Raw genomic sequence first — 19,773 nt, forward strand, 5'->3', positions numbered from 1 at the left:
CGCCACGGATCACCTCCCGGGGCCCGCTCCGGGAGGGACGGGTACGCGAGCCGGTACGTGACAGAAGGCAGGAATGACGTGAGCGAGCCAGCAGGCTCAGCACCGAACGATCGTCGAGGAGGGCTCGTGAGCGAGCTTGCGAGCTCACCGTCGAACACAGCAGCGGGCGCGAACGCGACCGACGAGCGACAGCGAGGAGGGCTCGTGAGCCAGCAGGATAGTGGCCCGCGTTCCGCGGGCCTGCCGGCGGAGATGCGGCGCGGTGCGCCGACGTCGATGACGTTGTCGGACTCCGTGTACGAGCGGCTGCTCCAGCAGCGGATCATCGTCCTCGGCCAGCAGGTCGACGACGACATCGCCAACCGGATCGCCGCCCAGATGCTGCTGCTGTCGGCGGAGGACCCGACGGCCGACATCGCTCTCTACATCAACTCCCCGGGTGGTTCGGTGACGGCCGGCATGGCCATCTTCGACACCATGGAGTTCATCGAGTGCGACGTGGCCACCTACGCGATGGGCCTGGCCGCCTCGATGGGGCAGTTCCTGCTCTCGGCGGGCACCCGGGGGAAGCGCTACGCGCTGCCGCACTGCCAGATCCTCATGCACCAGCCGTCGGCGGGTGTCGGCGGCACCGAGTCCGACATCGCGATCCAGGCCGAGCTGTTCCGCCGGCACAAGCGCGAGATGGCCGAGCTGATCGCGGGCCACACGGGCCAGACCGTCGAGAAGATCACCGCCGACTTCGACCGCGACCGCTGGTTCTCGGCCCAGGAGGCGCTGGAGTACGGCTTCGTCGACCACGTGATCTCGCGGGCCGGGCAGCTGCCCGACGCCGCATCGAACGGGAACGGGAGTGCCCAGTGAGTTTCGAGATGCCGAGCTCCCGCTACGTGCTGCCCTCGTTCGTCGAGCGCACGAGCTACGGGGTCAAGGAGTCCAACCCGTACAACAAGCTCTTCGAGGAGCGCATCATCTTCCTCGGCGTGCAGATCGACGACGCGTCGGCCAACGACGTCATGGCGCAGCTGCTGTGCCTGGAGTCCGCGGACCCCGACCGTGAGATCAGCATGTACATCAACTCGCCGGGCGGGTCGTTCACCTCGCTGATGGCGATCTACGACACGATGCAGTTCATCCGGCCCGACATCCAGACCGTCTGCCTCGGGCAGGCGGCGTCGGCGGCCGCGGTGCTGCTCGCCGCCGGTACCCCGGGCCGCCGCCTCGCGGTGCAGAACGCCCGGATCCTGATCCACCAGCCGGCCACCGAGGGCTTCTACGGCCAGGTGTCCGACCTGGAGATCCAGGCCGCGGAGATCACGCGGATGCGGCGCCTGCTGGAGACGACGCTGGCCAAGCACAGCGGCCGCACCCCCGAGCAGGTGCACGACGACATCGAGCGCGACCGGATCCTCACCGCCGACGAGGCCAAGGAGTACGGCATCGTCGACGAGATCATCCAGAGCCGGAAGCTGTCGGCAGTCGGCTGACCGGTTGTCGGCCCGGCGGGGCCGGCGGCGGGGTCGGCACGGCCCCGATACGACCGTCTGCCGAGCCGTTTCCCGATCGGAGCGTTTCGACGCTCCCCGGGAGGCGCGCTCGGCAGGTACCGTCACGAGCGGGCGCACCGCCGGGTGTGCCGGATGGGACTGGGGTCTGCACTCATGGCACGCATCGGTGACGGCGGTGACCTGCTCAAGTGCTCCTTCTGCGGGAAGAGCCAGAAGCAGGTCAAGAAGCTGATCGCGGGTCCAGGCGTCTACATCTGCGACGAGTGCATCGATCTCTGCAACGAGATCATCGAGGAAGAGCTGGCCGAGGCCGGTGAGGTCAAGCTCGACGAGCTGCCCAAGCCTGCCGAGATCCACGACTTCCTCGACCAGTACGTCGTGGGGCAGTCGGCCACCAAGCGGACCCTCTCGGTCGCGGTCTACAACCACTACAAGCGGATCCAGGCGGGCGACAAGTCGCGCGGGTCCGACGGCGACGGCGTCGAGCTCGCCAAGTCGAACATCCTCATGTTGGGTCCCACCGGCTGCGGCAAGACCTACCTCGCCCAGACGCTGGCCAAGTTGCTCAACGTCCCCTTCGCCATCGCCGACGCCACCGCGCTGACCGAGGCGGGGTACGTGGGCGAGGACGTCGAGAACATCCTGCTCAAGCTGATCCAGGCCGCCGACTACGACGTCAAGCGCGCCGAGACCGGCATCATCTACATCGACGAGGTCGACAAGATCGCCCGCAAGTCGGAGAACCCGTCGATCACGCGCGACGTCTCCGGCGAGGGTGTGCAGCAGGCGCTGCTGAAGATCCTCGAGGGCACCACCGCGAGCGTCCCGCCGCAGGGCGGCCGCAAGCACCCGCACCAGGAGTTCATCCAGATCGACACGACGAACGTCCTGTTCATCGTGGCCGGTGCGTTCGCGGGCCTGGAGAAGATCATCGGTGACCGGGTCGGCCGTCGCGGGCTGGGCTTCGGGGCGGAGATCCGCTCCAAGACCGACCTGGAGTCGTCGGAGAGCTTCGCCGACACCATGCCCGAGGACCTCATCAAGTTCGGGCTGATCCCGGAGTTCATCGGCCGGCTCCCGGTCGTGGCCTCGGTGACCTCGCTCGACAAGGAGGCCCTGGTCAAGATCCTGACCGAGCCGCGCAACGCGCTGGTGAAGCAGTACCGCAAGCTGTTCGAGATGGACGGCGTGGAGCTGGAGTTCACCGACGACGCGCTCGAGGCCGTCGCCGACCAGGCGATCCTGCGCGGCACGGGCGCCCGCGGCCTGCGGGCGATCATGGAGGAGGTCCTCCTCCCCGTCATGTACGACATCCCGAGCCGTGACGACGTCGCCAAGGTCGTCGTCACCGAGGACACCGTGCGCAGCAACGTCAACCCGACGATCGTGCCCCGGCAGCCTCCGCGCCGGGAGCGTCGCGACCGTTCGGCCTGACGCTCACGCACCGCACAACGCCGGCCTCCTGCCGAGGGGGCCGGCGTTCTGCTGTCCCGCACCGGGACGCCCTGCCTCCCACCCGCGCGCAACTTCCTCGCTGTCCGCCACCGAATTCGGCGCGCTGAGGTTGCGCCCGTCATCCCGTGCGCAACCTCTCTGCTGTGCGCGGGCGGATTCGGAGCAGGGGGGGTTGCGCTCGGGAGGCCGCGGGCGGAACCTCTCGCCCGTCGCCCGGCGGGACCCGGCCCGAGACCGCGGCGCCGACTGCGGGTCACTGGAGCAGGGCGTCGAGCTCGGCGTCGGCGTAGCCCAGCTCGGCGAGGACCTCGCGGGTGTGCGCGCCCAGGGCGGGGACCTCGCCGTCGGGGGCCGGCCAGGCCGAGGAGTCGACGGGCGGCAGGGCCATCGGCACCGGGGCGCCGCCGGGCACCGTGACCTGACGCCAGCGGTCGCGGGCGACGAGCTGCGGGTGTGCGGGTAGGTCGGCGACCAGCCCGACCCTGGTCCAGGCGATGTCGGCCTCGTCGAGCAACTCGCCCGCGCGCTCGGCGGTGATCGTCGCGAGCCGGCGGTCGATCTCGAAGTGCAGCGCGTCGCGGTGGGCGACGCGGTCGCGGACCGTCACGAAGCGGGGATCGGCGGCGAGCGCGGCGTCGCCGAGGACGACGGCGCACAGCCGGGCCCACTCCCGCTCGTTCTGGATCGCCAGGTGCACCGAGACGCCGTCGCCGCACGGGAAGGGCCCGTAGGGCGCGATCGACGGGTGGTGCCCACCGGTGCGCGGGGGAGGGGTGCCGGTGCCCAGCGCATAGAGCATCGGCTGGTGCATCCATTCGGTGAGCGCCTCGAGCAGTGAGATCCGCAGCGTCGCGCCCTCGCCGGTGCGCTCGCGGTGCAGCAGCGCGGCGAGGACCGCGGCGTGGACCTGCACGCCCGCGGCGATGTCGGCGACGGAGATGCCGGCCCTGGCGGTGACGGGCCCGTCACCGGTGAGCTCGAGCAGCCCTGCCTCGGACTGCATGAGCGCGTCGTAGGCCTTGCGCCCCGCGGCGGGCCCGCCGTCGCCGTATCCGGTGAGCTCGCAGGTCACGAGCCGGGGGAGCCTGGCGCGCAGGGTGTCCCCGTCGAGACCGAGCCGGGCGGTGGCCCCGGGCCCGAGGTTGGCGAGCACCACGTCGGCGGTCTCGACGAGCCGGTGCGCCGCGGCGAGCCCGGTGGGCGTCTTCAGGTCCAGCACCACGGAGCGCTTGCCGCGGTTGATCCAGGCGAAGTACGACGACACGTCGCCGCACGCGGTGTCGTAGTTGCGCGCGAAGTCGCCCCCTGGCCGTTCGACCTTGACGACGTCCGCGCCGAGGTCGGCGAGCAGCCGCCCGGCGTAGGGGACGGACACGGCGTGGTCGAACGTCACGACGCGGACGCCGTCGAGGGGACGCGGGCCGGTGCGGGGGCGCAGGTCGTCGGAGGGGAGCGTCATGGGCCGAGCCAAGCACGCGGCGCCCGGGGGGTCGTGGCCGGACCCGGCGCGCGGGCCGAACAGGATGTTTCGGGCAGCAGGCGCTTCCGCGCTGCGGTCGTCCCGCTGCTCACATACGTTCGGCCGACTCGGTCCCGTTCGAGGGAGATGTGCCGATGACGACGTCGCAGGGCCACGCTGCCGGTTTCCTCACGCGAGAGCGGATCATCGCGCGTCCCGGCTGGAGCCGCTGGCTCATCCCGCCCGCGGCGCTGGCGGTGCACCTGTCGATCGGGCAGGCCTACGCGTGGAGCGTGTTCAAGACGCCGCTGGAGAAGGGCCTGAACATCTCCGGTGTCGCGAGCTCGCTGCCGTTCCAGCTGGGCATCGTGATGCTCGGGCTGTCGGCGGCGGTGTTCGGCACGCGCGTCGACCGCAACGGCCCCCGCTGGGCGATGCTGGTGTCGTCGGCATGCTTCGTGACGGGCTTCCTGATCGCGGCGCTGGGGGTGTGGACGCGGCAGTACTGGCTGGTCGTCCTGGGCTACGGCGGGGTGGGCGGGATCGGGCTGGGGATCGGCTACATCTCGCCGGTCTCGACGCTGATCAAGTGGTTCCCCGACCGCCCGGGGATGGCCACCGGCATCGCGATCATGGGCTTCGGCGGCGGCGCGCTGATCGCGGCGCCGTGGTCGGCGTCGATGCTCTCGGCGTTCGGGGCGACGGGGAACACGCCCGACCCGGACGGCATCGCGCTGACCTTCCTGATCATGGGGCTGGCGTACGCGGTGTTCATGTCGGCCGGCTGGCTGCTCATCCGCGTCCCGGCCGACGACTGGCGCCCGGCCGGCTGGGACCCGGCGACCCGCAAGACGGGCAAGCTGATCACGACCGGCGGGGTGTCGGCCGCCAACGCGATCAAGACGCCGCAGTTCTGGCTGCTGTGGGTCGTGCTGTGCTTCAACGTGACCGCGGGCATCGGCATCCTGGAGAAGGCCGCCCCGATCTTCAGCGACTTCTTCGCCGGCTCGAACCCGGCGGCGTCGTTCGCGGCCGCGGCGGCGGGCTTCGCGGCGTTGCTGTCGCTCGCGAACATGTTGGGCCGCTTCGTGTGGTCGTCGGCGTCGGACGTCATCGGGCGCAAGAACATCTACCGGATGTACCTGGGCGTCGGCGCGGTCCTCTACCTCGTCATCGAGCTGACGACCAACGCGAACAAGGTGCTGTTCCTGATCTGCGCGATGCTGATCCTCTCGTTCTACGGGGCGGGGTTCGCGACGGCCCCGGCCTACCTGCGCGACCTGTTCGGCACCTACGAGGTCGGCGCCATCCACGGCCGGCTGCTCACGGCGTGGTCGGTGGCGGGTGTGCTCGGGCCGATGATCGTCAACGCGATCGCGGACGCCCACCGTGACGAGGCGGGCCCGGCGCGGTACACGACGTCGTTCATCATCATGATCGTCCTGCTCGTCGTCGGCTTCGTGGCCAACGAGCTGATCAAGCCGGTCGATCCGCGCTGGCACGAGAAGGACGGCACGGCACCCGAGGTCGGGGCCGGTGCGGACACGGGGGAGGTGAACCGATGACGGGTCCGCGGGATCAGGAGCGCCCGGTCCCGCCGGTGCTGGTCGTGCTGGCGTGGCTGTGGGTGGCGGTGCCGTTCGCCTACGGGCTGTGGCAGTTGCTGATCAAGCTCCCGGCGCTGTTCGGCGGGTGAGGAATCGTCCGACCGTCTGATTGGTGCCTGTTCGGCTGTATCGGACGTTCGGACGTCCCGGCTAGCGTTCCGATGGGCCGGGTGGCGACGGCGAGCATGATCGGCACCATCATCGAGTTCTACGACTTCTTCAGCTACGGCACCGCCGCCGCGCTGGTGTTCAACACGGTCTACTTCCCCGAGCTCGTTGCCGCGCAGGGGACCGCCCTCGCGGTGTCGCGTTCGTCGCGCGGCCGTTCGGCTCGGTCCTGTTCGGGCACTTCGGCGACCGGATCGGCCGCAGACGCACCCTCGTGTCGACGCTGCTGCTCATGGGCATCTCCACGCTCCTGATCGGGGCGCTGCCTGGCGCGGGCACGCTCGGCGTGTCGGCGCCGGTGCGCTGGTGGTGCTCCGCGTCGCGCAGGGGCTCGCCGTCGGCGGCGAGTGGGCGGGCGCGACCCTGCTGACGGCGGAGAACCCCCCATCCGGCAAGCGCGGCGGCTACGCGGCGTTCCCCCAGCTCGCGGGGGTGCTCGGCGGCGCCGTCACGCCGCTGCTCGCCACGCTGCTCGTGCCGCAGTTCGGCGGCTTCGCCGTGGGGCTCTACCTGGCGTTCGTGGCGGTCGTCAGCACGGTGGCCTCGCTACTGGTGCACGAGACGCGCCATGCCGGCCTCGCGGCCGAGCCGGTGGGTGCGGCCCGCGTGTGAGCCCGCCGCCGCCGGGTACGTTGCCGGCGTGAGCGACGATTCGAGAGCCATGTCCGAGTGGGTCACCGCTGTGCGCCGTGAGCTGGGGTTGGAGGACACCCTCGACGCCGACGCCCTCGTCGACCAGGTGCTCGACCTGACCGCCGACGTCGCGCACGGCGTCAGCAGGCCCGCCGCGCCGGTCACCGCGTTCCTCCTCGGCATCGCCGCGGGCCGCGCCGACGACCTGACCGTCTCCGTGAACGACTTCGCCGGCATCGTCTCGCGGCTGGCCGAGGGCTGGGGCGCCGACGCCGAACGCGCCGTCCCCGCCAACGACCAGGCGCAGCGGGGCTGAGCCGGGCAGCCGGGCGCTCAGTCCGCGACGGCCATGTGGGCGATGACCTTCGTCGGGCGGATGCGCACGACGAGCTCGCCGGGCACGCCGTTGCGCCGGCCGTACTCGGCGGCCCGCTCGGCGCCCATGTAGCGCGCACCGAGCGCGGTCGCCGTGCGGACCAGCTCCGCGGGGTCCTCCGAGAGTTCGGCGACGCCCTGGACCTGCACGAACGCGAACGGCGGCGCGGACACGTCGACCACGAGCGACACCCGCGGGTCGCGCGCGAGTGCCCGGCCCTTCGAGGTGGTGGCCCCGGTGTTGAACACGAGCGCGCCGTCCTCGACGAGGAACCAGACCGGCGCGGCGAGCGCCCGCCCGTCGGCGGCGGTCCAGGCGAGCACGCCGGTCCGCGTGCCCGCGGACAGGAACTCGACCACCTCGGGGGACAGGACGGCGGGGGTCAGGGCGGCGGGGGTCAGGGCGGCGGAGGTCAGGACGGCGGGGGTCAGGACGGCGGGCGCGTCCGGGCTGCTCATGCCCGCCCGAACCGCCCGCGTCCGGGATAGATTCCCGGCGTGCGAACCGTCTCCGGGCTCGGGCGCCGGGTACAGACCCTGTTCGGGGACTCGGCGGCGGTCGCCCCGAGCGGCTCGACGCCGTCGCTGCGGCGCCTCGCCGCGGCGCCGGGACGGCCGCTGGTCGGCACCGAGCCGGGTGTCCAGGTCCGCGACGGCGTCCGGCTCGACCAGGTCGACGGCACGACGTGCGGCAGCGCGGTGCTGGTCGCGCTCGCCGCGTGGGCGGCGCCCGACGAGCTGCGCAGGCTCGATCCCGGTGGGCCGGACCCGGTCGTCGGCGGCGTCCGGCAGGGCTTCGGCGCCCGCTACGACGCGCGGCAGAAGCAGGTCCACCGCGAGACCAACCGGGTGTGGCCGCAGGCGCTGGGCACGACGCCGTGGGCGATGGTCCGCTGGCTCGCCCGCAACGTCCCGGCGGCCGGCCGGTACCGCGTACGCCTTGTCGACGACAGCTCGGCGCAGGACATCGGGCCGCTCGTCGCCGAGGTCACCGCCGCGCTGGCCGCGGGCAGGCCCGTTCCGCTGCTGGTCGGCACCGTCGTGCCCCGGCACTACTGCCTGGCGCTCGCGGCCCGCGGCGACGGCGGCTGGAACGTCTACGAACCGACGTCCGGGCAGGTCAGAGCGCTGGACCCGGCCCTGGTCGGGCACCGTGCGCTCGCCCCGGTGCTGGGCTTCGACCACCTGCACGCGGTCCTGCTGCCGGCGGCGTGAGCCGCCGCAAACCGGATGCGCCGGGCTCGTAGACTTGACAGCGTGACCGAGACCCTCCCACCGCGCACGTCCGACCTACCCGCCAAGTGGAACCCGGGCGAGGTAGAGGGCGGCATGTACCAGCGGTGGGTCGAGCGCGGCTACTTCGAGGCCGATCCGTCGTCGGACCGGCCGCCGTACTGCATCGCGATCCCGCCGCCCAACGTCACGGGCAGCCTGCACCTGGGCCACGCGATGGACCACACGCTCATCGACATCCTGACCCGGCGGCGCCGGATGCAGGGGTACGACACGCTGTGGCTGCCCGGCATGGACCACGCCGGCATCGCCACGCAGAGCGTCGTCGAGCGCAGGCTGGCCGATGCGGGCGAGCCGACCCGTCGTGAGCTGGGCCGCGAGGAGTTCGTCCGGCGCGTCTGGGAGTGGAAGGCCGAGTCGGGCGGCGCGATCCTCGGCCAGATGAAGCGGCTGGGCGACGGCGTCGACTGGTCGCGCGAGCGCTTCACCCTCGACGAGGGGCTGTCGCGCGCGGTCCAGACCGTCTTCAAGCGGATGTTCGACGACGGCCTGATCTACCGGGCCGAGCGGCTGGTCAACTGGTCGCCCGCGCTGCAGAGCGCGATCAGCGACATCGAGGTCGACCACAAGGAGGTCGAGGGCGAGCTCGTCTCCATGCGCTACGGCGACGGGGACGCCGAGATCGTCGTCGCCACCACGCGGGTCGAGACGATGCTGGGCGACACCGGGGTCGCCGTCCACCCGGACGACGAGCGCTACGCCCACCTCGTCGGCAGGACCGTCCGGATGCCGATCACCGGCCGCGACATCCCGGTCGTCGCCGACCCGTACGTCGACCCGGAGTTCGGGTCCGGCGCGGTCAAGATCACCCCGGCGCACGACCCCAACGACTTCGAGATGGGCAGGCGCCACGGCCTGCCGATGCCGACGATCATGGACGAGTCCGGCCGCATCACGGGCACGGGCACGCGGTTCGACGGCATGGACCGGTTCGCCGCGCGCGAGGCCGTCCGCGAGGAGCTGCGGGCGCAGGGCCGGATCGTCGCCGAGAAGCGGCCCTACGTCCACAGCGTCGGGCACGACTCGCGCACGGGCGTCGTCATCGAGCCGCGGTTGTCGCTGCAGTGGTTCGTCCGGGTCGAGGCGCTGGCCAAGGCGGCCGGCGACGCGGTGCGCAACGGCGACACCACGATCCACCCGGCCGACATGTCCGCCCGGTTCTTCGACTGGGTCGACAACATGCACGACTGGTGCATCTCCCGGCAGCTGTGGTGGGGCCACCGCATCCCGGTCTGGTACGGGCCCGACGGCGAGACCGTGTGCGTCGGCCCCGACGAGGAGCCCCCCACGGGCGAGGGCTGGGCCCGCGACGAGGACGTCCTCGACACCTGGTTCTCCTCGGGCCTGTGGCCGTTCTCCACGCTCGGCTGGCCGGACAAGACCGAGGACCTCGAGCGCTACTACCCGACGTCCGCGCTGGTCACCGGCTACGACATCCTGTTCTTCTGGGTCGTCCGGATGATGATGTTCGGCACCTACGCGATGGGCGCCACCCCGTTCCGGCACGTCTACCTGCACGGCCTGATCCGCGACGAGCACGGCCGCAAGATGTCGAAGTCCAAGGGCAACGTCATCGACCCGCTCGAGCTGATCGACGCCTACGGCGCCGACGCGCTGCGGTTCACCATCGCCCGCGGGTCCAACCCGGGCACCGACATGTCGCTGTCCGACGAGTGGGTCGCCGCGTCGCGCAACTTCACCACGAAGCTGTGGAACGCCACCCGGTTCGCGATCGCCAACGGCGCGGACGCGGCCGCGGGCCTGCCCGCGACGGAGTCGCTGACCGACGCCGACCGGTGGATCCTCGGCCGGCTGCACCAGGTCCGCCAGCAGACCGACGCGCTGCTGGAGGACTTCCAGTTCGCCAAGGCCACCGAGGGCCTGTTCCACTTCACGTGGGACGAGCTGTGCGACTGGTACATCGAGCTGGCCAAGCCGCAGCTGGCCGACCCGGCGAGCACCACCGCCGCGAACACCCGGGCGGTCCTGGGGCACGTCCTCGACGCGCTGTTGCGGCTGCTGCACCCGATCGTCCCGTTCGTCACCGAGGCGCTGTGGACGGGCCTGACCGGCGGCGAGTCCGTCGTCGTCGCGGCGTGGCCGACCGACGCGGGCCTGGCCGCCGACCCCGCGGCCACCGAGCGGGTCCTCGCCGTGCAGCGGCTGATCACCGAGGTCCGCCGCTTCCGTACCGAGCAGGGCCTGCCCGACCGGCGCTCGGTCGCCGCGAAGCTCGGTGGCCTCGAGGCCGCCGGCCTGGCCGGCCACGAGCGGGCGGTCCGGTTCCTCACCCGCCTCGACGAGCCGGGCGACGACTTCGCCCCGACGGCGACCGTGGAGATCGGCAACACCCACGTCGAGATCGACACGTCGGGCGCGATCGACGTCGCCGCCGAGCGGGCCCGGCTGGGTCGCGACCTCGCCGCGGCGCAGAAGGAGCTCGACGCCGCCGAGAAGAAGCTCGGGAACCCCAAGTTCACCGAGAAGGCCCCGGCGAACGTCGTCGACGGCATCCGGGCGCGCCGGGAGGCGGCCGCGGCCGACATCGCCCGCGTCACCGCGCGGCTCGAGGCACTGCCGTCCTCGTGAGCGACCACGAGCACGACCCGGACCTCCCTGAGGGCGAGGGCGTCGTCCCGACGCCCGAGGAGTCGGCGCAGGACGTGGTGATCTCGCACGTCCTCGACGCCATCCGCGGCTCCGACACCCCCGACGTCGTCCCGGCCGAGTCCTCGGTCGCGGGCTTCGCGGAGTTCCTCGCCGTGGAGGCGGTGCTCGACAGGCGCTGGCCCGAGACGGTCATGGAACCGTCGCTCGACCGGATCTCCGCGCTGGTCGACGCGCTGGGCGACCCGCAGGACGGCTATCCCGTCGTGCACGTCACCGGCACCAACGGCAAGACGTCGGTCGCCCGCATGGTCGACGCGCTGCTGTCGGAGATCGGGCTGCGCACCGGCCGCTACACCAGCCCGCACCTGCAGCGCGCCACCGAGCGGATCAACCTCGACAACCGGCCCGTCTCGGCCGAGCGCTACGTCGCCGCCTACGAGGAGGTGGCGCCGTTCGTCGAGCTCGTCGACGCCAACCGCGCCCCGGAGGCGCCGGCGCTGTCGAAGTTCGAGGTGCTCACCGCGATGGCGTTCGCCGCCTTCGCCGACGCGCCCGTCGAGGCCGCCGTCGTGGAGGTCGGCCTGGGTGGGCGCTGGGACGCGACGAACGTCGTCGAGGGGAAGGTCGCCGTGATCACCCCGATCGGTCTCGACCACGCCGAGTACCTGGGCGACGACATCCTCGGCATCGCCAGGGAGAAGGCCGGCATCATCAAGCCGGGCGCGGTCGCGGTGCTCGCGACGCAGGAGCGCGACGTCGCGGCCGTCCTGCTGGAACGGGCCGTCGAGGTGGGGGCGCAGGTCGCGCGCGAGGGCGCCGAGTTCGGGGTGCGCGAACGCGAGATCGCCGTCGGCGGGCAGCGGCTGGAGCTGCAGGGCCTGTCGGGCAGCTACGACGACATCTTCCTGCCGCTGCACGGCGAGCACCAGGCGTCCAACGCGGCCATCGCGCTCGCCGCCGCCGAGGCCCTGGTCGGAGCGGGTCCGGCGCAGCCGCTGGACCCCGACGTCGTGCGCGCCGCGTTCGCCTCGGTGCACACCCCCGGGCGGCTCGAGCGGATGCGCAGCGATCCCGCCGCCCCGACCGTGCTGCTCGACGCGGCGCACAACCCGCACGGCGCCCGCGCGCTCGCCGCGTCGCTGCTGTCGGAGTTCCGGTTCACCCGGCTCGTCGGGGTCGTCGGCGTCATGCGGGACAAGGACGCCCGCGGGCTGCTCGCCGAGCTGGAGCCCGCGCTGCACGAGATCGTCGTGACCGCGGCCGAGACGCCGCGGGCCATGGACGCCGACGAACTGGCCACGCTCGCCGTCGAGGTCTTCGGCGCCGAGCGCGTCAGCGTCGAACCCGTTCTGGCGCAGGCCATCGAGCAGGCCGTCGAGCTGGCGGAGGAGGGCGGCGACTCCGGGGTCGGGGTCGTCGTCACCGGGTCGGTCGTCGTCGCCGGACAGGCTCGCGCGCTGTTCGGGAGGGAACCGGAATGAGCGCGTCCGACCCGGCGTCGACCCCGCCCGACGTGCCGCCGCCCGCCGTCGACCCGATGAAGGGCATCCGCGGCGTCTTCGCCGCGACGCTGATCCTCGAGGCGATCGTCGTCCTGCTGGCGATGCTGGTGCTGCCCAAGTTCGGCGACGGCGCCACCCCGGCCGGTGTGATCTCGATGCTGGCGCTCGCGCTGGCGATGATCGTCGGATCGGGACTGCAGCGTCGGCCGTGGGGCCTGGCCTACGCGCTGGTGCTGCAGGTCGCGGTGTTCGCCTGCATCGTCTTCGTGCCCGCGCTGTGGGTCATCGGGATCGTGTTCGCGGCCGTGTGGGGCGGGCTGCTGCTGCTGCGCCGCGACGTCGCACGGAAGATGGCCCGCGGCGAGCTGCCCTCGCAGCGACGCTGAGCGCCGGCGGCTCTCAGGAGGCGTCGGTCGCCGTGCACGTGGCGTGGCCGGGGCAGCTGCGCAGCAGGTGCACCACCGGGGGAGCCGTGATCGTCCTCGGCGCCGGCCCGCCGCCCGGCCAGGTCAGCGAGATCGCGATGGACGACGAGTCGTTGTCGTAGTCCTTCTCCTGGATCTGCTTGTCCGGGTTCACGGTGTTGACCAGGGTGTACGTGCCCGACGGCACGGTGGTGACGTCGAGCCACTGGAAGTCGACGGTGTAGTCGTAGTTGTCGCCGCTGCCCACCGAGATTCCCTCGGCGACGTCGAGCGCGTTCGGGTCGTGCATCTTGCAGTCGTTGTGCGCCAACGCGTTGCCCAGCACGTCCTGCGGCGAGCCGTCGTCGGTGGGGGCGTAGCCCAGCTGGTAGGCGTCGTTGCTCGTGTAACGGTCGCCGAGGCAGAAGCCCGTCTTGCGGTCGGTGACCAGCGTCGTGCCGTCGGGGCCCACCAGCCGGAACCGGTCGAAGTCGAGCAGGTGCCAGTGCTGGTGCATGACCGCCGGCTCGTAGTACATCGACGCCCCGGGCAGCGCCTGCTGCGCCGCCGCGAACGAGGCGGGCAGCGTGGCGTCGTACCCCGGCTGCACCGCCTGCCGGACGGCCATCGTCGGCGTCGCGGTCGAGTCCCGGTGCCCGTAGAGCAGCAGCGGGCCGTCGCCGACGTTCTCCTCCGACGAGGTGAACCGCAGCCTGACCTGCCGGATCGGGCCCGACCGCACACAGGCCGCGTGCGGGTTCTGCGCGTCGGCGACCGGGCAGACGTCCCAGGCCGTGCAGCTGCCGGGCGCGACGCTCGTGGCCGGCGCGCAGCCGACGGGTGCCTGGATCAGGTCGGGCAGCAGCGGCGGGTCGAGGTCCTGACAGGCGCCGAGGAGCACGGCGGCGATCCCGATCGACAGCATCAGGCCGATCGCCCTGGTGCGCATGCGCCGCGACGGCCTCCTCTCGGGGTCTCGCCGCGTGCTCACCGCGCTGCGCCTCCGGCCGGGTCGGACGGCGGCGCCGGGTCGCACCGCACACCGGTGTCCAACGACGGTGCGCCGCCGAGGTGTCAGGGCCGAACAGGTGACGGGGGCGTGGCGGGGCGTGCACGAGCCCGTCGATACGCTCACCCGGTGACAGAACGCACCCTGGTCCTCGTCAAGCCCGACGGCGTCGAGCGCCGGCTGATCGGCGAGGTCATCTCCCGCATCGAGCGCAAGGGCCTCACGCTGGTGGCCCTCGACCTGCGCACGGTCGACCGCGAGCTCGCCTCGCAGCACTACGCCGAGCACGACGGCAAGCCCTTCTTCGAGTCGCTGCTCGAGTTCATCACCTCCGGCCCGGTTCTCGCGGCCGTCGCCGAGGGCCCGCGCGCGATCTCCGCGTGGCGGCAGCTCGCCGGTGGCACCGACCCCGTCGAGAAGGCGGCGCCGGGCAGCATCCGGGGCGACTTCGGCCTCGAGGTGCAGTACAACCTGGTGCACGGGTCGGACTCGCCCGAGTCCGCCGCGCGCGAGATCAAGCTCTGGTTCCCGAACCTCTGACCAGCGACCTCGCCGGCCGGGCGTGCGACGTGCGCGACGGGCACCGGCCGCGGCTGCGCCTCCGCTGACGCGCCGCCCCCTCGACGTGCCCGCCGGCGGCCCGAGGACCCGCGCGCAACCTCACGGTCGTCCGGCGGCGCCGCGACGACCGTGAGGTTCCGGCCGGAGGTGGGAAGCCGAAACGCCCGGCGTCCTGTCGGTGCCGCGGGTTACCGTCGGGACGTGTCCGACGCACTCGTCCAGGCTCGTGGGCTCCGCAAGAGCTTCGGGGAGGTCGAGGCGGTCCGGGGGATCGACGTCGACGTCGCCCGCGGCGAGGTCTTCGGGTTCCTGGGCCCCAACGGCGCGGGCAAGTCGTCGACGATGCGGATGATCGCCTGCGTCTCGCCGCGGTCGGGCGGGACGCTGTCGGTGCTGGGCATGGACCCGGGCCCCGACGGGCCGCGCATCCGCGCCCGCATCGGCGTCGTCCCGCAGCTGGACAACCTCGACGCCGAGTTGTCGGTCCGGGAGAACCTGGAGATCTACGGCCGCTACTTCGGCCTGCCGCGCCGCCACGTCCGCGCGAAGGCCGACGAGCTCCTGGAGTTCGCACGGCTCACCGAACGCGCGGGCGACCGGGTCGAGGAGCTGTCCGGCGGCATGAAGCGCCGGCTCACCATCGCCCGCTCCCTGGTCAACGACCCCGAGCTCCTCCTGCTCGACGAGCCGACCACCGGGCTCGACCCGCAGGCCCGGCACCTGCTGTGGGACCGGCTCTATCGCCTCAAGCGCGAGGGGGTCACGCAGATCGTCACCACGCACTACATGGACGAGGCCGAGCAGCTGTGCGACAGGCTGGTCGTGATGGACGGCGGGGTCGTCGCGGCCGAGGGCTCGCCCGCCGAGCTGATCGGCCGGTACTCCACGCGCGAGGTCCTGGAGCTGCGGTTCCTCCCCGAGCGGCGGCCGTCGGCAGGCGAGCTGGGCCGGCACGCCGACCGGGTCGAGGAGCTGCCCGACCGCTTCCTGCTCTACACCGCCGACGGCGAGCGCACCCTCGGCGACGTCGCGGCCGCGGGGTTCGTGCCGTTGTCGTCGCTGGTGCGGCGCTCGTCGCTGGAGGACGTGTTCCTCCGGCTCACCGGCCGGACGCTGGTCGACTGATGGCCGACCTCGCCGCCGTGCCGGTCCCGCGCTCGACGGGGCTGGCCCCCACCGTGCTCGGCGGGATCGGGCGCGTCGTCGAGCACCACTGGCGCTGGTACCGGCGCAACTGGCGGGCCACCGCGGTCTCGACGGTGCTGCAGCCCCTGCTGTTCCTGCTGGCCTTCGGCGTCGGGTTCGGCGCGCTCGTCGGAAGCGGGCCGAACGCCGCGGCGGCCACCGGCGGCGTCCCGTACCTGGTGTGGCTCGCGCCCGCCCTGCTCGCGATGTCGGCGGCGCAGAGCGCGGCGTTCGAGTCGACCTACCCCGTGCTGTCCGGTTTCAAATGGCAGCGGATCTACCTCGCGATGGCCGCGGGCCCGCTCACCGGCGCCCAGATCGGCCTCGGGGTGCTCGGCTGGATCGGCCTGAAGATGCTGGGGGCCGGGGCGGTGTACGTGCTCGTCATCGCGGCGTTCGGCGGGATCACCGGCCCGGGGATCGTGGTGTCGCTGCTCGCCGCGGTCCTCACCGGGCTGGCGGTGTCGTCGCTGGTCGCGGCGTTCTCGGCGACCGTGGAGAACGAGGGCACCGCGTTCAGCGCGCTGTTCCGGTTCGTCGTCATCCCGATGACGCTGTTCTCCGGCACGTTCTTCCCGGTCGACCGGCTGCCCGCGGTGATCCGGCCGCTCGCGTGGGTCTCTCCGCTTTGGCACGGCACCGAGATCGCACGTGGGGCCGCGCTGGGGACGTGGCGGCTGCTGCCCACGCTCGGCCACCTCGCGGTGCTGCTCGCCCTGCTCGTCCTCGGCGCGACCCTGGTCGCCCGCCTGTTCACCCGGAGGTTGGCCGCGTGAGCGTTCCGACGCGCGCCGTGGCGCCCCCGGCGCCCACGATCTGGCGGCTCCTCCCCGCCGGCAGTTACGCAGGCCGGGCCCGGATGATGATGCTGCGCTCGCTCACGGCGTCGCGGCACACCTGGCTCGCGTTCGTCTCCGGCTTCTTCGAGCCCGTCTTCTACCTGCTCGCGATGGGCACGGGGCTGGGCTCGCTGGTCGGTGACCTGCCGGGGCCCGACGGGCAGCCGATCAGCTACGCCGCCTTCATCGCGCCGGGCCTGCTGGCCGCGTCGGCGATGAACGGCGCCGTCTTCGACTCGACGTACAACGTCTTCTTCAAGCTCCATTACGCCCGGCTCTACGACTCGATGCTCGCGACGCCGCTGGGCCCGGTCGACGTCGCGCTGGGCGAGATCGGCTGGGCGCTGCTGCGCGGCGGCCTCTACTCCGCGGCGTTCCTGTCGGTGATGGCCGGGTTCGGGCTGATCGACTCGCCGTGGGCGCTGCTGGCGCTGCCCGCCGCGCTGGTGATCGCGTTCGCGTTCGCGGCGATCGGGATGGCGGCGACCTCGTTCATGCGGTCGTGGCAGGACTTCGACCTGGTCACGCTGGCGGTCCTGCCGATGTTCCTGTTCGCGACGACGTTCTACCCGCTGTCGGTCTATCCGCGGTGGCTGCAGCTCGTCGTCGAGTGCCTGCCGCTCTACCACGCCGTCGAGCTGATGCGGCGGCTCACGACCGGCGCGGTCGGCCTCGGGCTGCTGCCGCACCTGGCCTACTTCGTCGTGATGATCGCCGTCGGGGTGGCCGTGGCGGCGCGCCGGCTGGGGACGCTGCTGCTGCGCTGAACGGTGGAGGTCGCCGCCGCACGGACCTGCCGGTCGTCGCACCGGCGGTGCAGTGTGGGTCCACGCCCCACAGCCGGGGGAGCCCGCACAGCCGAGGGAGTACGGATGTCGAACAAGCTCAGCCTCGAGGCCGCCGCCCGGGAACAGCTCCAGCGCGCGAGCACGGAGGACAGCGGCCGCAGCGCCCGGACCGTCTACGGCGGACACGAGCACCTCCTCCGCCAGACCCTCATCGCGCTCGTCGCAGGCGCGGGCCTCGGCGAGCACGCGAACCCCGGAGAGGCCACGGTCCACGTCCTGCAGGGCCGCGTGCGGCTCTCGACGGACAGCTCGTCGTGGGACGGGCGGCGCGGCGACCTGATCGTCGTACCCGACGATCGGCACCGGCTCGAGGCGTTGGAGGACTCCGCGATCCTGCTCACGGTCGCCAAGCAGACCCGCCCGGCACCGAGCTGACGGACGTCGCCGCCGCGCCGCGCCGGGTCACCCCCGCCCCTCGCCGCGCGTCCACGGCCCGCTCGTCGCGGGGCGCGTCGCGTCGGTCGACTGGCCGGGTCGGCCGCGCGGCGGGACGATGGCGCCATGACCGTGATGGCACCCCGCAGCACCGCCGCCGATCTCGTCCGCGCCGCCGCCGTCCTGGTGTTGGCCGTCCTGCAGATCGTCGTCGCGGGTCTGGGCGGGTCGGGGAGGATCGGCGACGGCGTCGGTGTCGTCGCGGCCGACAACCCGACGCCACTGCTCGCGGCGGGGTGGGCGTTCTCCATCTGGTCGGTCATCTACCTGGGGTTCCTCGCCTACGCGGTGTACGCGGTGCTGCCGTCGCAGCGCTCGCGGCCCGCGCACCGGCGCACCGGGTGGTGGCTCGCGGTCTCGGCGGTACTCAACCCGCTGTGGATCCTCGCGTTCGGCAACCGGCACATGATCGCGGCGGAGGTCGTCATCCTGCTGCTGCTCGTCGTGCTCGCGGCGGTGTACGGCCGGCTCAGCCACGAGCCCGCGCGCGGAACGACCGAGCAGCTCGCGTTCCGGCTGCCGATCGCGCTCTACGCCGGCTGGGTGTCGCTCGCGACGGTGCTCGGCACGGCCGCGACGGGCGTCGCCGAGGGCCTGCCCGGCGACGGCGTGCTCGCCCTGGCGGCGGCGGTCACCGCCCTGCTCGCGACGGCTGCCATCGTCTGCTGGGTCGTCTCATCCGCGACGGCGGTCGTCGGCTACGCGGCGGCGACGGTGTGGGGGCTGATCGGCATCGCCACGAACGACCGGCCGCCGGCCGTCGGGGTCACGGCGCTGCTCGCCGCGGCGCTGATCGCGATCGTCACGACGCGCCGGGTGCTGCGTTCGGTCGAGTCCCGGCGGGTCGCACTCGGCTGACCACCCACGCGGCGGGTCGGAGGACCGCCACCCGAACAGGTAGCGTCGGCACCTGGCACACGGCGTCGCGCGGAGGGCACCCACCATGATCACCGGCAGCATCGTCGCGATGGTCACACCGATGCGGGAGGACGGCAGCGTCGACCTCGCCGCCCTCGCCAAGCTGGTCGACCGGACGATCGAGGCGGGCACCTCCGCCGTCGTGTCCGTCGGCACCACGGGCGAGTCGGCCACGCTGTCGGTGGACGAGCACACCGAGGTCATCCGGCACACGATCGACGTGTCCGCGGGCCGGGTCCCGGTCATCGCCGGAACGGGCGCCAACAGCACCACGGAGGCCATCCACCTCACCGAGGCGGCGAAGGCGGCGGGCGCCGACGCCGCGCTGCTCGTCACGCCGTACTACAACAAGCCCCCGCAGGAGGGCCTGTACCGGCACTTCAAGGCCGTCGCCGAGGCCGTCGACATCCCGCAGATCCTCTACAACGTCCCAGGCCGCACGGCCTGCGACATGCTCCCCTCGACGGTCGAGCGCCTCGCCGCGGTCCCGAACATCATCGGGATCAAGGAGGCGAAGGGCGACCTGGACCGGGTGCGCGACCTCGTCGCGCTCGAGCTGCCCGACTTCGCCCTCTACTCCGGCGACGACGGCACGGCCCGCGCGAGCATGCTCGCGGGCTTCCACGGCGACATCTCGGTGACGGCCAACGTCGCCCCCGAGGCGATGGCGACGATGTGCGCGGCCGCCGTCGCGGGCGACGCCGAGACCGCCGCCGAGGTCGACGCGACGCTCGCCGGCCTGCACCGGGCCCTGTTCTCCGAGCCCAACCCGATCCCCGTGAAGTGGGCGCTCGCCGAGCTCGGGCTCATCGAGTCCGGCATCCGGCTGCCGCTCGTCCCGCTCGACGAGATGCACCACGAGGACGTCCGCGCGGCCCTGCGTACGGCGGGACTGCTCGAGTAGGCGCGCCCGCGCCGGGCCCCGATCTGCAGGAACGGCACTTTCCCGCAACCCGGTTGCGGG

The 19,773-nt window shown here is 72.7% G+C and carries 22 protein-coding genes; 19 read left to right on the top strand and 3 right to left on the bottom strand.

The genetic code is table 11. The annotated features are described in order from the left end of the window. Positions 1 to 252: 252 nt before the first annotated feature. From PSED_RS09990 to clpX, 3 genes are all read left to right on the top strand, one after another. A complete protein-coding gene (locus PSED_RS09990; RefSeq protein ID WP_049803358.1) occupies positions 253 to 864 on the top strand; it encodes an ATP-dependent Clp protease proteolytic subunit in 612 nt (203 codons plus the stop codon). Between the two features lie 8 nt (positions 865 to 872). Continuing rightward, a complete protein-coding gene (locus tag PSED_RS09995; protein ID WP_041760874.1) occupies positions 873 to 1,487 on the top strand; it encodes an ATP-dependent Clp protease proteolytic subunit in 615 nt (204 codons plus the stop codon). A gap of 174 nt (positions 1,488 to 1,661) precedes the next feature. Next, positions 1,662 to 2,942: an ATP-dependent Clp protease ATP-binding subunit ClpX gene (gene clpX / locus PSED_RS10000; RefSeq protein ID WP_013674126.1), complete on the top strand. Its 1,281-nt coding sequence runs from the start codon at positions 1,662 to 1,664 to the stop codon at positions 2,940 to 2,942. 274 nt (positions 2,943 to 3,216) lie between these two features. On the opposite strand, the gene PSED_RS10005 is transcribed toward clpX, so the two are convergent. Further along, positions 3,217 to 4,422: a CaiB/BaiF CoA transferase family protein gene (locus tag PSED_RS10005; RefSeq protein ID WP_013674127.1), complete on the bottom strand. Its 1,206-nt coding sequence runs from the start codon at positions 4,420 to 4,422 to the stop codon at positions 3,217 to 3,219. Positions 4,423 to 4,577: 155 nt separating this feature from the next. Between PSED_RS10005 and PSED_RS10010 the strand changes: the two genes are divergently transcribed. The 5 genes from PSED_RS10010 (at position 4,578) to PSED_RS10025 (ending at position 7,146) form a co-directional block, all read left to right on the top strand. Then, complete coding sequence (locus PSED_RS10010; protein ID WP_013674128.1) at positions 4,578 to 5,987, top strand: OFA family MFS transporter; 1,410 nt, start codon at positions 4,578 to 4,580, stop codon at positions 5,985 to 5,987. Then, positions 5,984 to 6,118, top strand: a complete 135-nt coding sequence (locus PSED_RS35275; protein ID WP_013674129.1) for an MFS transporter small subunit — start codon at positions 5,984 to 5,986, stop codon at positions 6,116 to 6,118. Before PSED_RS10010 ends, PSED_RS35275 begins: the two co-directional genes overlap by 4 nt. An 81-nt stretch (positions 6,119 to 6,199) precedes the next feature. Continuing rightward, positions 6,200 to 6,451: a hypothetical protein gene (locus PSED_RS10015; protein WP_202946361.1), complete on the top strand. Its 252-nt coding sequence runs from the start codon at positions 6,200 to 6,202 to the stop codon at positions 6,449 to 6,451. 52 nt (positions 6,452 to 6,503) lie between these two features. Further along, a complete protein-coding gene (locus tag PSED_RS10020; protein WP_049803360.1) occupies positions 6,504 to 6,809 on the top strand; it encodes a hypothetical protein in 306 nt (101 codons plus the stop codon). A 28-nt stretch (positions 6,810 to 6,837) separates the two neighbouring features. After that, entirely contained in the window at positions 6,838 to 7,146 is a 309-nt protein-coding gene (locus PSED_RS10025) for a DUF6457 domain-containing protein (RefSeq protein WP_143770417.1), read from the top strand. A gap of 17 nt (positions 7,147 to 7,163) precedes the next feature. On the opposite strand, the gene PSED_RS10030 is transcribed toward PSED_RS10025, so the two are convergent. Further along, positions 7,164 to 7,664: a PPOX class F420-dependent oxidoreductase gene (locus PSED_RS10030; RefSeq protein WP_013674130.1), complete on the bottom strand. Its 501-nt coding sequence runs from the start codon at positions 7,662 to 7,664 to the stop codon at positions 7,164 to 7,166. Positions 7,665 to 7,703: 39 nt separating this feature from the next. Here PSED_RS10030 and PSED_RS10035 point away from each other — a divergent pair, with 39 nt between their 5' ends. Genes PSED_RS10035 through PSED_RS10050 form a run of 4 tightly spaced genes read left to right on the top strand, consistent with a single transcriptional unit; the run spans position 7,704 to position 12,996 of the window. Further along, positions 7,704 to 8,420 (top strand): hypothetical protein, encoded by a 717-nt coding sequence (locus PSED_RS10035; RefSeq protein ID WP_013674131.1) that lies wholly within the window; start codon positions 7,704 to 7,706, stop codon positions 8,418 to 8,420. A 15-nt stretch (positions 8,421 to 8,435) separates the two neighbouring features. After that, positions 8,436 to 11,087: a valine--tRNA ligase gene (locus tag PSED_RS10040; RefSeq protein ID WP_407692846.1), complete on the top strand. Its 2,652-nt coding sequence runs from the start codon at positions 8,436 to 8,438 to the stop codon at positions 11,085 to 11,087. Continuing rightward, on the top strand, positions 11,084 to 12,589 hold the full coding sequence (locus tag PSED_RS10045; protein ID WP_013674133.1) for a bifunctional folylpolyglutamate synthase/dihydrofolate synthase: 1,506 nt from the start codon (positions 11,084 to 11,086) through the stop codon (positions 12,587 to 12,589). Before PSED_RS10040 ends, PSED_RS10045 begins: the two co-directional genes overlap by 4 nt. Beyond that, positions 12,586 to 12,996, top strand: a complete 411-nt coding sequence (locus PSED_RS10050; RefSeq protein ID WP_013674134.1) for a DUF4233 domain-containing protein — start codon at positions 12,586 to 12,588, stop codon at positions 12,994 to 12,996. The genes PSED_RS10045 and PSED_RS10050 overlap by 4 nt, the downstream gene beginning before the upstream one ends. Before the next feature lie 13 nt (positions 12,997 to 13,009). On the opposite strand, the gene PSED_RS10055 is transcribed toward PSED_RS10050, so the two are convergent. Continuing rightward, entirely contained in the window at positions 13,010 to 13,963 is a 954-nt protein-coding gene (locus tag PSED_RS10055) for a lysyl oxidase family protein (protein WP_013674135.1), read from the bottom strand. A 189-nt stretch (positions 13,964 to 14,152) separates the two neighbouring features. Between PSED_RS10055 and ndk the strand changes: the two genes are divergently transcribed. The 7 genes from ndk (at position 14,153) to dapA (ending at position 19,713) form a co-directional block, all read left to right on the top strand. After that, positions 14,153 to 14,563 carry a nucleoside-diphosphate kinase gene (gene ndk / locus PSED_RS10060; RefSeq protein ID WP_013674136.1) on the top strand — a complete coding sequence of 137 codons (411 nt, stop codon included), beginning with the start codon at positions 14,153 to 14,155 and terminating at the stop codon, positions 14,561 to 14,563. Positions 14,564 to 14,785: 222 nt separating this feature from the next. After that, positions 14,786 to 15,709 carry an ABC transporter ATP-binding protein gene (locus PSED_RS10065; protein WP_013674137.1) on the top strand — a complete coding sequence of 308 codons (924 nt, stop codon included), beginning with the start codon at positions 14,786 to 14,788 and terminating at the stop codon, positions 15,707 to 15,709. Continuing rightward, entirely contained in the window at positions 15,709 to 16,545 is an 837-nt protein-coding gene (locus PSED_RS10070) for an ABC transporter permease (protein ID WP_013674138.1), read from the top strand. Before PSED_RS10065 ends, PSED_RS10070 begins: the two co-directional genes overlap by 1 nt. Then, on the top strand, positions 16,542 to 17,375 hold the full coding sequence (locus PSED_RS10075) for an ABC transporter permease (protein ID WP_013674139.1): 834 nt from the start codon (positions 16,542 to 16,544) through the stop codon (positions 17,373 to 17,375). The genes PSED_RS10070 and PSED_RS10075 overlap by 4 nt, the downstream gene beginning before the upstream one ends. 105 nt (positions 17,376 to 17,480) lie before the next feature. Then, entirely contained in the window at positions 17,481 to 17,831 is a 351-nt protein-coding gene (locus PSED_RS10080) for a cupin domain-containing protein (RefSeq protein ID WP_013674140.1), read from the top strand. A gap of 126 nt (positions 17,832 to 17,957) precedes the next feature. Further along, on the top strand, positions 17,958 to 18,749 hold the full coding sequence (locus PSED_RS10085; RefSeq protein ID WP_013674141.1) for a tryptophan-rich sensory protein: 792 nt from the start codon (positions 17,958 to 17,960) through the stop codon (positions 18,747 to 18,749). Between the two features lie 85 nt (positions 18,750 to 18,834). Continuing rightward, positions 18,835 to 19,713 carry a 4-hydroxy-tetrahydrodipicolinate synthase gene (gene dapA, locus PSED_RS10090; RefSeq protein WP_013674142.1) on the top strand — a complete coding sequence of 293 codons (879 nt, stop codon included), beginning with the start codon at positions 18,835 to 18,837 and terminating at the stop codon, positions 19,711 to 19,713. The last annotated feature ends 60 nt before the right edge of the window (positions 19,714 to 19,773 follow it).

The sequence above is a fragment of the Pseudonocardia benzenivorans CB1190 genome (assembly GCF_000196675.2).
Classification (GTDB): domain Bacteria; phylum Actinomycetota; class Actinomycetes; order Mycobacteriales; family Pseudonocardiaceae; genus Pseudonocardia; species Pseudonocardia benzenivorans.